This window comes from Pelomonas candidula, from assembly GCF_043555985.1.
Classification (GTDB): domain Bacteria; phylum Pseudomonadota; class Gammaproteobacteria; order Burkholderiales; family Burkholderiaceae_C; genus Pelomonas; species Pelomonas candidula.
Map to the genome: position 1 here is coordinate 86,360 of NZ_JBIGIC010000012.1, position 15,181 is coordinate 101,540.

The following is a 15,181-nucleotide window of genomic DNA, read 5'->3' on the forward strand; positions in this document are numbered from 1 at the left end:
CTCAGGGCTGGCGGCGGCGGCGTGCGACCACCGCCGTGCACCACGCCCAGGCCAGCAGGGACAGCGCGGCGGCCATCCCCAACAACGGGCCGGACGGCGCGGCGAACTTGAACAGCGCCGCGACCTCGGGCACCCCGAGGGCCAGCGCCAGCAGCACCACGGTGCCGAGCGCGATCCCGCGGAAGGCCGCATTCACGGTGCGCGGCCCGGCGGCCGATGACGCCCAGGAACGGTTCGCCTGGATCAGGCCCAGGTTGCCCAGCACCAGCACGATAAAGGCGGCCGTGCGACCGGCATCGGCGTCACCGCCCACATGCTCACCCAACACGTACCCGGCAAGCACCGCCGCCAGCAGCCCGGCGCCTTGCAGCAGGCCCATCCGCACCAGCGCGGCGTCGAACAGCCTGGCATCGGAGCGGCGCGGCGGCTGGCTCATGGCGCCCGGCTCCAGCGGCTCGGCCTCGAAGACGATGGAGCAGGCCGGGTCGATGACCAGCTGCAGGAACAGGATGTGCGCCGGCATCAGGATCAGCGGCCAGCCCATCAGCAGCGGCACCAGGGCGAGGCCGATGATGGGCAGGTGCGCGGCCAGCACGAAGGCGATGGCCTTGCGCAGGTTGGCGAAGACCCGCCGGCCGTAGCGGATGGTCGTGACCAGTGAGCGGAAGTCGTCGTTCAGCAGCACGAGGTCGGCGGCTTCGCGGGCAACGTCGGTGCCGCGACCGCCCATGGCCACGCCGATGTGCGCCGCCTTGAGCGCCGGGGCGTCGTTCACGCCATCGCCCGTCATCGCCACCACGTCGCCGCGCGCGCGCAAGGCCCGCACCAGGCGCAGCTTCTGCTCGGGACGCACGCGACAGAACACCTGGATGTCGCGCAACCGCCCGGTCAGCGCAGCGTCATCCAGCGCATCCAGCTCCGTGCCTGTGAGGTGGCCACCGGCCACATCCAAGCCCGCCTGCCGCGCGATGGCCAGCGCCGTGGCCGGGTGGTCGCCGGTGATCATGGCCACGCGGATGCCCGCAGCCCGGCACTCCGCAATGGCCGCCGGCACGTCGGGCCGCACCGGGTCCTCCAGCGCCACCAGGCCGACGAACTCGAAGTCGAAATCGTGCTGGATGGCGGGCAGTGCCCCGGCCGCGAACACCGCGCGGGCCACCCCCAGCACGCGCAGGCCGTCGGCGGCCAGTGCCGCCACCTGGTCGGCAATCTGCTGGCGCCGGGCCGGCGGCAGGTGGCACAGGTCGACGATGGCCTCGGGCGCTCCCTTGGCCGCCACCAGCAGCTCGCGCCGGTCCGCCGAGCGCCATACCCGTGACATCGCCAGCATCTCGCGCGACAGCGGGTAGTCGGACACTAGTGTCCACTCCGCGTGCAGGTGCTCGGAGCCCTGCAGCCAGTGCCGTCCCGCGGCACCGATGGCCGCCTCCATGGGGTCGAAGGCATGGCGGTGGCTGGACAGCACGGCGTACTCCAGCACCGGGTGGAAGGCATGCGACATTGCGTCGATGGGCTGGCCCGCCAGCTCGAAGCCCGCGCCGTCCACCCACAGCCGGCGCACTTCCATCTGGTTGCGCGTCAGCGTGCCGGTCTTGTCGACGCACAGCACCGTCGTCGCGCCCAGCAGTTCCACGGCGGGGATGCGGCGCGTCAGCACCTGTTCCCGGGACAGCCGCCACGCGCCCAGGCCCAGAAAGATGGTCAGCACCACCGGCAGCTCCTCCGGCAGGATGGCCATGGCCAGCGTCAGGCCGGCCAGCAGGCCGGTGAGCCAGTCGCCGCGGCTGACGGCCCACCCCAGCGCCAGCAGCAAGGCGATGGCGGCGCCGGCCACTGCCATGCGCCGCACGACCTGCGCCGTCTCGCGCTGGATGGGCGTGTCTTCCATCGCCGTGCCGCCCAGCGCGGCGCCGATGCGCCCCAGCGCGCTGCGCGGACCGGTGGCCACCACGCGGCCCTGCGCCGTGCCCTGCGTGACCAGCGACCCGGAAAAACAGAGCTGGTGCGGCGCTGCTGGCGCCGTGTCCGTCGCCTCGCGGGCCTGCTTCAGCACGGGTTGGGATTCGCCCGTCAGCAGCGACTCGTCGACCGTCAGGTAGCCGGCCTGCAGCAATTCGACATCTGCCGGCACCCGGTCGCCTTCGGCCAGCAGCACGAGGTCGCCCACCACCAGCGTCTTGCCCGGGACACGCACCGGCTCGCCATCTCGCATCACGAGCGCGCGCGGGCTCGACAGGTCGCGCAGCGCATCCAGCGCCGCCTGGCTGCGGCGCTTCTGCACGAAGGTCATCGCGATCACCACCAGCACGAAGCCCAGCAGCATCAGGGCTTCGTGGCGGTCGCCGAGCGCGAGGTAGATCGCACCGCAGGCCACCAGCAGCAGGAACATCGGCTCGCGCACGACCTCCCACAGCAACTGCACCGCCCCGGCGCGTGCGGCCGACGGCAGTTCGTTGGGGCCGTCGCGGCGCAGCCGGGCTTGCGCTTCCTGGGTGCTCAGGCCCTCGTGCGCCGGCATGCTCATGGCCGCTCAGCGCGCCGGCTCGGGCGACACCTTGTCATGGTCACGATCCGGACGGTGCCAGGGGTCCACATGGGTCATCAGGTTCAACACACGATGGCGCTGCATCACCCGGCGCCGCGCCTCCACGGCGATGTCGTGCCCGGCCTCGACGGTCAGCGTTGCATCCACCTCGATGTGGGCGTCCACCACCACCATGTCGCCCATCTTGCGGGTGCGGATGTCGTGGACGCCCATGATCCCTGGCGTTTCCGCCAACGTCTGGCGGATGGCGGCCACTTCTTCGTCGTCCACGGCGCGGTCCATCAGGTCATGCAGCGCGTCCCAGCCGAATTCCCAGCCCATCCTGGTGACCATGAAGCCCACGATGGCCGCTGCGATGGGGTCCAGGATGGGGTAGCCCGCCAGGTTGCCGATGATGCCCAGTCCGACCACCAGCGACGACGCGGCGTCCGAACGCGCATGCCAGGCATTGGCCACCAGCATGCTGGACTTGACCCGCTTGGCAACCGCCAGCATGTAGCGGAACAGCAGTTCCTTGGCCGTCAGCGCGCCCAGCGCCACCCAGAGCGCGGCCATGTGCACCTGGGGGATGGCCTCCGGCTGCTCCAGCTTGACGGCGGCCGACCACAACATGCCCAGGCCCACGGCCAGCAGCAGCAGGCCCAGCACCAGCGAGGCCGCCGTCTCGTAGCGATGGTGTCCGTAGGGATGGTCCTCGTCAGCATCCTTCTGGCTGTGATGGTTGGCCAGCAGCACGACGAAGTCGGCGATCAGATCCGACAGCGAATGCACGCCATCGGCCACCAGGCCCTGGGACCGGGTCAGCAACCCCGCCACGATCTGGGTCGACGTCAGCGCCAGATTGACGGCCACGCTGACCCAGGTGCTGCGGGACGCCGCCGCGGCACGCTCGGCGGTGGTGTGCTCGGTGGCTTCAGAGTCTTCGGTCGGAGGCAGTGGTGTCGTCACGGGCGCAGGAGGCAATGGGGACTGCAGTCGGGCAGGCCACCGCAGGATAGTGCGGCCACCTGAACCTTGGATGAACGTCGATGCGGGCCGGCAGTCCAGGCCGGCCCCGGTATGACCGAGCGCCGCCCGGCAGGCTGCTGAGAGACAACACGCCGCGCCACACGCGCCGGACAGCGCCCTGGGACTGCATGGCTTGGCGCCCTACCCCCGCAGTCCGGAACACGCGCCCCTCGACCGATGCGGGTTAGCACTGACGTTGTTGATCCGCACTTTACTTTCTGAACCGTTGTTCTGAAATATCAGGATGTATACACTGGTATTTCAGAAGCGCAAAAGATGCGCGTCCTTGCTGGCGACGTACCGCAGCCAGACAAGAGACCGCCGTACCGGAGACAAGCTGTGCGTGGTTTCAACGACGACGATTTCCTGCTCGACACCCTGATCGCGCGCCGGCTGTACCGGGAGGTGGCGGCCGACCTTCCGGTGATCGACTACCACTCCCACCTTCAGCAGGGTGAGATTGCCGCGCGCAAGGTGTTCGCCAACATCACCGAGCTGTGGCTGGGCGGTGACCACTACAAATGGCGCCTGATGCGCACGGCCGGCGTGGACGAGTCGTTCATCACCGGCGACCAGAGCGACGAGGCGAAGTTCCGCGCGTTCTGCAAGGTGCTCCCCCTGGCCGCCGGCAACCCCATCCATCACTGGTGCCACCTCGAGCTCAAACGCCTCTTCGGCATCGAGCTGTCCATCAACGAGGCCAACGCCGGTGACATCTGGTCCCTGGCCAATGCCAAGCTCGCCACGATGGACACGTGGGCCTTCCTGGAACAGGCCAAGGTCGAAATCGCCTGCACGACGGACGACCCGGCCGACGACCTGGCCCAGCACGACGAGTTGGCCAGGTCCGCACTGAAGACGCGCGTGCTGCCGGCCTACCGCCCGGACCGCGCGATGCGCATCAACAAGCCGGACTTCGCCGAGTACCTGGGCCAGTTGGGCAAGGCCGCCGGCATCACGATCGACTCCTTCGCCGCGCTGGTGAAGGCCCTGGACGACCGCGTCGGCTACTTCCACGCCCGCGGCGCGCGCATCTCGGACCACGCGCTGGACATCCCGCTCTCGGTCGCGCCCGTCAGCGCCGCCGAGTGCGAGGCTCTCTTCGCCAGGCGCCTGGGCGGCGCCGAGCTCAGCGAGGCGCAAGCCGGGGTCTATTTGCGCGGCCTCATGGAAGCCCTGGGCCGCGTCTACGCCCGCCACGGCTGGGCCATGTGCCTGCACATCGGCGCCCACCGCAACAACAACAGCCGCCGCATGCGCGAGATGGGGCCCGACACGGGCTACGACTCCATCTCCGACATGAGCTGCAGCAGCTCGCTGGCCGCCCTCCTCGACGCGCTGGACAGCACGGACGAGCTGCCCAAGACCCTGCTGTTCTGCCTGAACCCGGCCATGAACGAAGTGCTGTCAACGCTGATCGGCGCCTTCCAGGACGGCAGCGTGCGCGGCAAGCTGCAGTTCGGCCCGGCCTGGTGGTTCAACGACCACAAGGACGGCAACCTCGCGCAGCTCGCCACCCTGGCCAACCACGGCGTGCTGGGCACCTTCGTCGGCATGGTGACGGACTCGCGCAGCTTCGCGTCCTACCCGCGCCACGACTACTTCCGCCGCCTGCTCTGCCGCCTGCTGGGCCAGTGGGTCGAGGCCGGCGAGTACCCGGACGACATGGCGGCCCTGGGCGACATCGTCCGCGGCGTCTGCTACGAGAACGCCAAGCACTACTTCGGGCTGTGACGATGGACGCCCCCAAGCAGAAGCTGCTGCTCATCCACCCGGACGACGACATGCTCGTCGCCCTGGAAGACCTGGCCCAGGGCGAAGTGCTGCGCTGGGAGAACGAGAGCTTCCTGATCGGCACGCCGGTGCAGCGCAAGCACAAGTTCGCTCGCCGCAGCTTTGCCGTGGGCGACGTGCTCAAGCTCTACGGCGTGCCTGTGGGCAAGGCCACCCAGGCCATCGCCAAGGGCGAGAGCGTCACCACCGACAACCTCGCGCATTACGCCGCCGACGTGGACCTGGGCGAGAGCAAGCCCTACACCTGGACCGCGCCCGACGTGGCGCGATGGCAGGGCGGCAGCTTCATGGGCGTCGTTCGCCCAGACGGCCGCGTGGGCACCGCCAACTACTGGCTGATCTTCCCGCTGGTGTTCTGCGAGAACCGCAACGTCGAGCACCTGCGCAACGCGCTGGAGCGCCCGCTGGGCTACGCCAGCGACGACCTCGCCGCCTTCACGCTCGCGCTGATGAACGAGGAGATGGACGCACCGAAGCCCGTCGTGCGGCCGTTCCCGAACATCGACGGCATCCGCATGATCACCCACACGGGTGGCTGCGGTGGCACGCGTGCCGACGCGCGCGCGCTGTGCAAGATCCTCGCCGCCTACGCCGACCATCCGAACGTGGCCGGCATCACGGTCTTTTCGCTGGGCTGCCAGAACGCGCAGATCGCGATGTTCAAGGACGCGCTGGCCAGGCAGAACGCCGCCTTCGACAAGCCGCTCGTCATCGTCGAGCAGCAGAAGTGGGACGGCGGCGAGCAGGCCATGATGAAGTCGGTGCTGCAGGACACGCTGGCGGCGCTGAAAGAGGCGAACAAGGTCCAGCGCCAGCCGGTGCCGCTCTCGCACCTGAAGATCGGTGTGAAGTGCGGTGGCTCGGACGGCTTCTCGGGCATCTCGGCCAACCCGACCATGGGCATGGTCTCCGACATGGTCGTCGCCCTGGGGGGCTCGTCCATCCTGGCCGAGTTCCCCGAGCTCTGCGGCGTCGAGGCCAACCTGATCGAGCGCTGCGTCAACGATGACGACAAGCGCCGCTTCCTCGGCCTGATGCGCGACTTCGAGGCCAAGGCCGAAGCGGTGGGCACGCATTTCGCCGACAACCCCAGCCCCGGCAACATCCGCGACGGCCTGATCACCGACGCGATGAAGTCCGCCGGTGCGGCCAAGAAGGGCGGCACCTCGCCCATCGTCAGCGTGCTTGACTACGGCGAACAGACCGACGCCAAGGGCCTGACGCTGCTGTGCACGCCGGGCAACGACGTGGAATCGGTCACCGGCATCGTCGCCTCGGGCGCGAACGTCGTACTGTTCTCCACGGGCCTGGGAACGCCCACGGGCAACCCCATCGTGCCGGTGCTCAAGATCGCCAGCAACAGCCGCGTGGCCGCCAAGCTGTCCGAAATCATCGACTACGACTGCGGCCCGGTCATCGAAGGCAAGCCCGTGCCCGAGGTCGCCGCCGGCCTGCTCGACCAGGTCATCGCCACGGCCGGCGGCAGCTACCGCGCCAAGGCGGACCGCCTGGAGCAGTACGACTTCATCTTCTGGAAGCGGGACATCTCACTGTGACGACGCTGCAACGCACCCAGCCCAGCACGCGCCCGGTACGCGTGCTGCAGTTCGGCCAGGGCAATTTCCTGCGCGGCTTCGTCGACTGGTACGTGGACGTGCTGAACGAGCGCACCGGCCTGGACGCCGATGTCGTCATCGTGCGCCCCACCACGCGCTCGACCGCGCCGCTGCTCGACACCCAGGGCGGCCTCTACACCACGCTGATGCGCGGCCTCGACGAAGCGGGCCAGGTGACGCGGGAGTTCCGCCGCATCGGTTGCGTGCAGCGCGAGATCGACCTGCGCAGCATGTGGGCCGACTACCTCGCGCTGGCACACAACGCCGAGCTGCGCTTCGTCGTCTCCAACACCACCGAAGCCGGCATCGCCGTCAACGACAGCGACCGCTTCGACGATGCGCCACCGGCCAGCTTCCCGGCCAAGCTGACCCGATGGCTCCACGAACGCTACGAGCATTTCGGCGGCTCGGCCGCGAGCGGCCTGGTCTTCCTGCCTTGCGAGCTGATCGACGACAACGGCCCTGCCCTGCAACGCGCCCTGCTCCACTTCGCACGCCTGTGGCAGTTGCCCGCGGGCTTCGCGGACTGGCTGCTCACGCACTGCAGCTTCTGCTCGACCTTGGTGGACCGCATCGTCACCGGCCACCCCACCGAGGAGATGGCCGCACTGGAGGCGGAGCTGGGCTATCGCGACGACTTCCTCGTCGCCGGCGAGCACTTCAACCTCTTCGTGATCCAGGGGCCGGCCTCGCTGGCCGACGAGCTTAAGCTCGCCGGCTCCGGCCTGAACATCCGGCTCGTCGACGACATCAAGCCCTACAAGCAGCGCAAGGTCGGCATCCTCAACGGCGCGCACACCACGCTCGTGCCCGTGGCCCTGCTGGCGGGCCTGAGCACCGTCGGCGAGGCCGTGGCGGACGCAGAGGTAGGCCGCTTCCTGCGCGAAGCCATCGCCGAGGAAATCATCCCCGCCCTGCCCTTGCAGCGCAGCGACCTCGAGCCCTTCGCGGCCGATGTGCTGCGCCGCTTCGGCAACCCGTTCATCCAGCACCGCCTGGCGTCCATCGCGCTGAACAGCTGGTCCAAGTTCGCAGCCCGCGTCATGCCGCAGTTGCTGAGCTACCAGGCCCAGACCGGCCGCCTGCCGCGCCGCCTGGTCCTGGCGCTGGCCGCCACGATCGAGCTGTACCTGCACCCGACCATCGAACTGGGCGACGACCGCGCCCACCTTGACTGGTTCGCGCAGGCCCGCTCGATGACGCTGGACGACGTGGCGCGCGGCTGGCTCGCACGCCCGGTGCTCTGGGGCCGCGACCTCAACGAGGTACCCGGCCTGAGCGACGCACTGATTCATGACCTGCACGCCATTCGCGAGCAGGGCGTCCGCCGGTTGCTGGTGAGCTAGCGCCCGTCGCTCCCGGCACCGCAGGCAACAAGAACAGCAGGAGACAAGATGACAAAGTTCAAAGGCATGCGATGGTGGATGGTCAGCCTGGTCACGGCCGGGCTGGTCGTCAACTATCTGGCGCGCAACACACTCTCGGTGGCTGCGCCCACGATGATGCAGACACTGGGCATCACGACCGAGCAGTACGCGCACGTGGTTGTGGCCTGGCAGCTCTGCTATGCCTTCGTGCAACCGGTGGCCGGCTGGATCATCGACGTCGTCGGCACCAAGCTCGGGTTTGCGGTCTTCGCGCTGGCGTGGTCGCTGGCCTGCGCCGCGGCGGCGTTGGCGCAGGGCTGGCAGAGTCTCGCCTTCTTCCGAGGATTGCTCGGCATGACCGAGGCGGCCGGCATCCCGGCCGGTGTCAAGGCCACGACGGACTGGTTCCCGGCCAAGGAGCGCTCGGTCGCCATCGGCTGGTTCAACATCGGCTCGTCGCTCGGCGCCCTGCTCGCGCCACCGCTTGTCGTCTGGGCGCTGAGCAATGGCAGCTGGCAGCTGGCCTTCCTGATCGTGGGCGGCCTGGGCCTGGCATGGACCATCGCGTGGTCCCTGCTCTACAAGCATCCGACGCAGCAGAAGCGGCTCTCGGCCGAGGAACGCGACTACATCGTCCAGGGCCAGGAACCGGTGTCGACCGAGCCGGCCGTCAAGGCCTCGTGGCTCGAGATCATCAAGCGGCGCAACTTCTGGGCCATCGGCATCCCGCGCATCCTTTCCGAGCCGGCGTGGCAGACCTTCAACGCCTGGATTCCGCTCTACATGATGACCGAGCGGCACATGAACCTGAAGGACGTGGCCCTGTTTGCCTGGCTACCCTTCCTGGCGGCCGACATCGGCTGCGTGCTGGGCGGCTACCTGAGCCCGCTGTACTACCGCTACGCCAAGGTCTCGCTGCTGACGTCCCGCAAGCTCGTCGTCGTGACGGGCGCCGTGTGCATGATCGGCCCGGCCTGCGTGGGCCTGGTCGGCAGCCCCATGGCCGCCATCGCCCTGCTGTGCGTGGGCGGATTCGCGCACCAGACGCTGTCGGGCGCGCTCTACGCCATCACCTCCGACGTCTTCGGCAAGCATGAGGTGGCCACCGCCACGGGCATGGGCGGGATGTTCGGCTACCTCGGCGCCGCGGCCTTCACCGCGGCGTTCGGCGTCCTGGTGACCCAGGTTGGCTACAGCGCGCTGTTCGCGGCGCTGGCCGCTTTCGATCTGCTCGCTGCCGTGGCCGTCTGCTTGATGGCGCGGCAGCACGCCGATGTTCTTTCTCGAACCCAAGTTCCCCCTCAGAAGGTTCCCGCGACGGCACTCAAGGAAGCCTGACGCTTCCGGCGGCGCCCGACAAGACCTCAATCAACTTACTGGAGACAACACGTGAAGAATCAGAAGACCTCGAAGCAATGGATGCTGTCGGCCGTCGCGCTCGGCGTGCTCGGCATGGTCCAACAGGCACATGCGCAAGACCAGGCGCCCCAGACCACTACGATGGAGCGCGTTGAAGTCACCGGCTCGAGCATCAAGCGCGTAGCCAACGAGGAGGCCCTGCCCGTCACGGTGGTCAAGGCCGAGGAGTTCGCCAAGCGTGGCATCACGACGCTGGCCGACCTGATGATGACGCTGCCGCAGTCCATCTCGCTGCAGCCGTCGAACGCCGGCTCCGGCACCAACATCAACCTGCGCGGCCTGGGCGTGAACCGCACGCTGGTGCTGCTCAACGGCCGCCGCATGGCCAACGAGGCCATCGCCGACGGCTACGCCAACCTCGACAACATCCCCATCAGCGCGCTGGCCCGCACCGAAGTGTTGAATGACGGCGCCTCGTCGATCTACGGTTCCGACGCCATCGGCGGCGTGGTGAACTTCATCACCAAGCCGACCTACAACGGTACGGCGGTCACGCTCCAGACGGTCCTCCCCAACCGCGAGGGCGGTGGGCAGGAAAAGCGCGGCAGCATCATCACCGGCTGGGGCAACCTGGACAGCGATGGCTGGAACATCTACGCCACCATCGACATGCACAGGCGCGAGCGCCTGGCCGAGTCCGACCGCCCGAACCTGGGTACCGCCGCCCAGCTGACCGCGCTCGGTCGCGCGCCCTCGCTGGGCACCGGCTCCTACGCCTTCCCCGCCAACGTGGTGTCGACCAAGACCAAGATCTCCTACAACCCTTACTACTCGACGGGCTGCGACGCGCCCTACTCGATCCAGGGCGCCAAGGGCACGTGCCTGCTGAACTCGGCCTACTACGCCACCGCGCTGTACGGCAACTCCCAGGTGTCCTTCTATACCAAGGGCAGCTTCAAGTTCAGCGAGGACCACCTGCTGACGGTCGACTACTCGCGCGGCCAGGAGTACATCGACAGCGTGCGCAACCCGGCCACCAGCGCCACCATCAGCACCGTCACGCCCACGACCGCGGCGGCCACGCTGACCACGGCGAGCAAGTGGTACCCGGGCGGCTCCGGCGGTGTGCCGGCAATCGCCGCGCTCAAGGGCGAACCGCTGACCGTGCTGTACAGCTCGCCGACCCTCGCAGGCACGCGCGACACCCAGGTCAACCAGCGACTGGTTGTCAATGACGAAGGCCATCTGTTCGGCTGGGACTACAAGGCCGGCGTGGACCTGGGCCTCAGCCAGCGCACCGTGCGACTGCACCAGGGCATCCTGGACGGCAACGCGCTCAACCAGGGCATCTCCAACGGCATCATCAACCCCTTCGGCGCGCAGGACGCCGCCGGCCAGGCCTACCTGGACAGCATCAGCCTGAACAACGACCAGGCACTGCGTGCCGCCAGGAGCACCTTCACCGGCGTGGACGTCACGATCAACCGCGAGCTGATGAAGCTCGGTGGCGGCATGATGGCCATCGCCCTGGGCGCTGAAGCCCACCAGGACACGACGCGCGACGACAAGAAGGCCATCGGCACCTATGCCGCCCCCGTCGCGGCCACGCCGACGTTCGCCGAGAGCCATCGCCAGGTCGAAGCCCTCTTCGGCGAACTGGACATGCCGTGGACCAAGCAGCTGACGATCAACGCCGCCGTGCGCGCCGACCATTTCAGCGACACCGGCAGCACCGTGAACCCCAAGGTCAGCTTCCGCTACCAGCCGACGCATGACCTGATGTTCCGCGGCGCGGCCAGCACGGGCTTCCGCGCGCCGACCCTGTTCGACCGCTATGGCTACCGCGTTCCCGGCGCCAACTCGACGACCTCGGTGGCCATGGACGATCCGGTCCTCTGCCCCAGCCCCACGCCCAACATCGCGGGTACCGGCACTGCCATCGCTGGCCAGATCTCGTCCATCGTCTGCAATGCCAAGCAGCCCAAGCAGACCGGCGCCAACCCGGATCTGAAGCCCGAGAAGTCGCGCAACTTCACGCTGGGCATGGTCTTCGAGCCGATCAAGAACGCCACGGTCTCGCTGGACTACTGGAGGATCTCGATGACCGACATGATCGCGAACCTGCCGGAGAACGCCTACACGAACGACCCGCTGAAGTACCTCAGCCTGTTCGTGCGCAACCCCGACGGCAGCCTGGCCTACATCAAGAACGTCACGATGAACCTGGGCGGCCAGAAAGCCGCCGGCCTCGACCTCAGCGCGAACTACCAGTACAAGGCAGCCAACGGCGGCGTCGTCAACCTCGGCCTGGACGGCACCTACCTCACACAGTTCGACAACCAGATCGACAAGGGTGGCCCCTGGTCCTCCAACATCGGACGCTTTGGCCTGGCCAGCAACGGCACGACCAGCAGCTTCCCGATCCTGAGCTTCCGCTGGAAGCACAACCTGCGCCTGGGCTACACGTTCAAGGACTGGAGCACCCAGGTCACCGAGTCCTTCAATTCAGGCTACGAAGACCAGAACCTGACGACTGTCGCCGCGGCCAACAACCACCGGATCTCGTCTTACTCCCTGGTGAACTGGACGATCAGCTATCGCGGCTGGCCGCACACGGACCTGATGTTCGGCATCAACAACCTGACCGACGTGATGCCGCCGCAGACCAACCACAGCGCCTACACGTTCGGCTACCTGAGCAGTGCCGCCAACCCGATCGGACGAGCCTTCAACTTCTCGGCCACCTACCACTTCTGATCGGCATTGAGCTGAAGTCGGCAGCGATGCCGCCGGGCACCCTGGTGCCTGGCGGCATCCTCGACATCTCGAACATCCCCGCACGACCACAGGAAAAGCCCTTGAAGCGCCGCGACATCCTCAGCCTGGGCGCCAGCGCCGCCGGCCTTGCGTTCACCGGCGGCCTGGCCCGTGCCGCCCAGGCTCCCAACGACCCTTGGCTGCAAGCCCAGGCCATCATCGACCGCTTCGCCCTGCCGCTGCGCTTTCGCGATGAGGACTTCCCCATCACCGCCTTCGGCGCCAAGCCCTGCGAACTGACCCGCGCCAAGGCCTGGATTTCCTTCGTCGACGAAGTCGAGGTCGACACGCCCAAGCCCGGCGCCACCGACTGCTACGCCGCCATCAAGGCCGCCGTCGCGGCCTGCAGCAAGGCCGGGGGCGGCCGCGTGCTGATCCCGGCCGGCAGCTGGTTCTGTGCCGGCCCGGTGGTGCTGCTTTCCAACGTCAACGTGCACCTGCAGGCGGGCGCACGCCTCTACTTCTCCAACAACCCGGCCGACTACGCCAGGTACGGTGACGTGCCGTGCGGCAAGAACGGCAACCTGACCGTGTCGCGCTGGGAAGGCAACGACGTGCTGAACTACTCGCCCCTGGTCTACGCCAACGGGCAAAGCAACATCGCCCTGACCGGCGAGGGCTGGACCAGCGTGCTCGATGGCCAGGCCGGCCTGGCCTTCCCCAACGGATCAGCTGACAGCCCCACCGACTGCTGGTGGTCCTGGAAGGGCCGCGAGCAGGTCGCGCAGGGCCATGCCGAGCGCCACGTGCTCAACAGCGGCCGCACCGAAGTGCACGTGAACCCGCTCAACCCGACGTCGCTGCGCGAGGTCGCCCCGCAGCTGAGCGCCGAGGAAGCCGCCTTCATTCAAGGGCCCGGCGATCGCTGGCGCCGCGACGCCGACTACCTGCGCGCCCTCGGCGAGGCTCGCGTGCCGCTGGCCAAACGCGTCTTCGGCCAGGGCCACTTCCTGCGCCCGCACATGGTCCAGTTCATCAACTGCACCGACGTGCTGTTCCAGAACTACCAGACCACCAACACGCCCTTCTGGCAGCACAACCCCGTGCATTGCAGGAACGTGCACGTGAAGGGCATCTTCGCCAACAGCATGGGGCCCAACAACGACGGCTTCGACCCCGAGGCCTGCGACCACGTGCTCATCGAGGATTCGCAGTTCAACACCGGCGACGACTGCATCGCCATCGACGCCGGCAAGGGCCCCGACATCCAGTACGGCCCCTGCCAGAACCTCGTCATCCAGAACTGCCGCATGCAGAGCGGCCACGGCGCGCTGACACTGGGCAGCATCATGTCCGGCGGCATCCAGAACGTGTTCGCGCAGAACCTCGTGTTCGAGAACAGCCACTGGAAGACCGACCCGCTGAACGTCGCCATCCGGCTGAAGTGCAGCATGAACCGCGGCGGCTTCCTGCGTAACGTCCATGTGCGCAACATCAGCGTGCCCAACGGCATCCGCACCACGCCCGGCTGGTACAGCAGCCGACCGGGCGGGCTGATTCCGGCGAAGAGCGTGTCCGTCAACGCAGGCGGCATCGTCACCATCGACTGCGGCTACGACGCCGTGCTCGACAACGTGCGCACGCGCCCGCCCGTGGTGGAGAACGTGCACATCTCCAACGTCACGGTCGGCAACGTCGCCACGCCGGATGGCCCGCGCTCGAGTTACCAGGCCATCGTCGTGCTGGGCCCCATCGCCAGCGACTACAACGGCCCCGCCAGTCCGCCGCCCGTCATCCGGCCGGTCACCGACATCACCATCAGCGATTGCGACCTCGGCACGCCGGTCAACGGCGAGCAGCCGATCTACCTCTTCAACGTCAAAGGCCTCAAGCTGAGGAACGTGAAGATCGGCAGCAAGGTCCACAACGAGACGCTCTCAGCAACGGGAGGCAAGGCATGAAGCTCATCCTCGCGGCCATGCTCGGCCTCGGCATGCTGGGCACCGCAGGCGCGCAGGCCGACAAGCCCGCACGCCTGCTGCTCATCGGCGACTCGACACTCGCCCCGCGCAACGGCTATGGCGATGCGCTGTGTGCCCGCTTCCAGCCCAGGCTGCAGTGCCTGAACCTGGCCAAGAACGGCCGCAGCTCCGGCAGCTACCGCGCCGAAGGCTCGTGGCAGCAGGTCATGACGCTGCTGCAGTCCAACGCCGACTTCAGCGCCACCTACGTGATGATCGAATTCGGCCACAACGACCAGCCGGGCAAGCCCGGCCGCTCCACCGACCTGAAGACCGAGTTCCCCGTCAACCTGGCGCGCTACGTGGACGAGGTTCGCGCCACCGGCGCCACGCCCGTGCTGGCCACGCCGCTGACGCGGCGCACCTTCAAGGACGGGCAGCTCGTCGACGACCTCGCGCTCTGGGCGCAGGCAACGCGCACCGTCGCACTGGACAAGCACGTGCCCCTGGTCGACCTGCTGGCCGCCAGCCGCGAGGCCGTGCAGGCCATGGGCCAGGCCGAGGCCGATACGCTGGCCGTGGAGCCGCCGCCTGCAGCGGCAGCATCGGCACCGCAGGACCTCAATGCGGTCGAGGCCGTCACGACGAAGAAGAGCGCCTTCGACCGCACCCACGTCGGCCCCAAGGGCGCGGCTCTCTTCGCCGACATCGTGGCCCCGCTGCTGCGCAAGGCCGTGCCGGCCCTGGCAACGTCAGGCAAACCGGAATGAAGTT

9 protein-coding genes are annotated in these 15,181 nt (G+C 68.2%); 7 read left to right on the forward strand and 2 right to left on the reverse strand.

Annotation, left to right across the window (positions count from 1 at the left end; all coding sequences use genetic code 11):
- Position 1 precedes the first annotated feature (1 nt).
- Both ACG04R_RS21510 and ACG04R_RS21515 read right to left on the reverse strand, forming a co-directional pair.
- Entirely contained in the window at positions 2-2,524 is a 2,523-nt protein-coding gene (locus ACG04R_RS21510; RefSeq protein ID WP_394415646.1) for a cation-translocating P-type ATPase, read from the reverse strand.
- A gap of 6 nt (positions 2,525-2,530) precedes the next feature.
- The gene (locus tag ACG04R_RS21515; RefSeq protein WP_394415648.1) at positions 2,531-3,493 is read right to left on the reverse strand and encodes a cation diffusion facilitator family transporter; all 963 of its coding nucleotides are present in this window, start codon (positions 3,491-3,493) and stop codon (positions 2,531-2,533) included.
- Positions 3,494-3,892: 399 nt separating this feature from the next.
- Here ACG04R_RS21515 and uxaC point away from each other — a divergent pair, with 399 nt between their 5' ends.
- From uxaC to ACG04R_RS21550, 7 genes are read left to right on the forward strand one after another with little or no spacing between them, the layout of a single operon-like run.
- Entirely contained in the window at positions 3,893-5,287 is a 1,395-nt protein-coding gene (uxaC, locus tag ACG04R_RS21520; protein ID WP_394415650.1) for a glucuronate isomerase, read from the forward strand.
- A gap of 2 nt (positions 5,288-5,289) precedes the next feature.
- Positions 5,290-6,903 carry a UxaA family hydrolase gene (locus ACG04R_RS21525; protein ID WP_394415652.1) on the forward strand — a complete coding sequence of 538 codons (1,614 nt, stop codon included), beginning with the start codon at positions 5,290-5,292 and terminating at the stop codon, positions 6,901-6,903.
- A complete protein-coding gene (locus ACG04R_RS21530; protein WP_394415654.1) occupies positions 6,900-8,309 on the forward strand; it encodes a tagaturonate reductase in 1,410 nt (469 codons plus the stop codon). Before ACG04R_RS21525 ends, ACG04R_RS21530 begins: the two co-directional genes overlap by 4 nt.
- Positions 8,310-8,357: 48 nt before the next feature.
- Positions 8,358-9,668, forward strand: coding sequence for an MFS transporter (locus ACG04R_RS21535; protein WP_394415656.1), 1,311 nt, complete (start codon positions 8,358-8,360; stop codon positions 9,666-9,668).
- 51 nt (positions 9,669-9,719) lie between these two features.
- Positions 9,720-12,446 (forward strand): TonB-dependent receptor plug domain-containing protein, encoded by a 2,727-nt coding sequence (locus ACG04R_RS21540; protein WP_394415658.1) that lies wholly within the window; start codon positions 9,720-9,722, stop codon positions 12,444-12,446.
- Between the two features lie 26 nt (positions 12,447-12,472).
- Positions 12,473-14,407: a glycoside hydrolase family 28 protein gene (locus ACG04R_RS21545; protein ID WP_394415660.1), complete on the forward strand. Its 1,935-nt coding sequence runs from the start codon at positions 12,473-12,475 to the stop codon at positions 14,405-14,407.
- Positions 14,404-15,177, forward strand: a complete 774-nt coding sequence (locus ACG04R_RS21550; RefSeq protein ID WP_394415661.1) for a rhamnogalacturonan acetylesterase — start codon at positions 14,404-14,406, stop codon at positions 15,175-15,177. Before ACG04R_RS21545 ends, ACG04R_RS21550 begins: the two co-directional genes overlap by 4 nt.
- Positions 15,178-15,181: the final 4 nt, after the last annotated feature.

What these genes read in the sequence shown, in the direction of transcription:
- ACG04R_RS21510 (WP_394415646.1), bottom strand. Translation starts at nt 2,524, where the DNA reads ATGAGCATGCCGGCGCACGAGGGCCTGAGCACCCAGGAAGCGCAAGCC.
- ACG04R_RS21525 (WP_394415652.1), top strand. Translation starts at nt 5,290, where the DNA reads ATGGACGCCCCCAAGCAGAAGCTGCTGCTCATCCACCCGGACGACGAC.
- ACG04R_RS21550 (WP_394415661.1), top strand. Translation starts at nt 14,404, where the DNA reads ATGAAGCTCATCCTCGCGGCCATGCTCGGCCTCGGCATGCTGGGCACC.
- ACG04R_RS21535 (WP_394415656.1), top strand. Translation starts at nt 8,358, where the DNA reads ATGACAAAGTTCAAAGGCATGCGATGGTGGATGGTCAGCCTGGTCACG.
- ACG04R_RS21545 (WP_394415660.1), top strand. Translation starts at nt 12,473, where the DNA reads ATGCCGCCGGGCACCCTGGTGCCTGGCGGCATCCTCGACATCTCGAAC.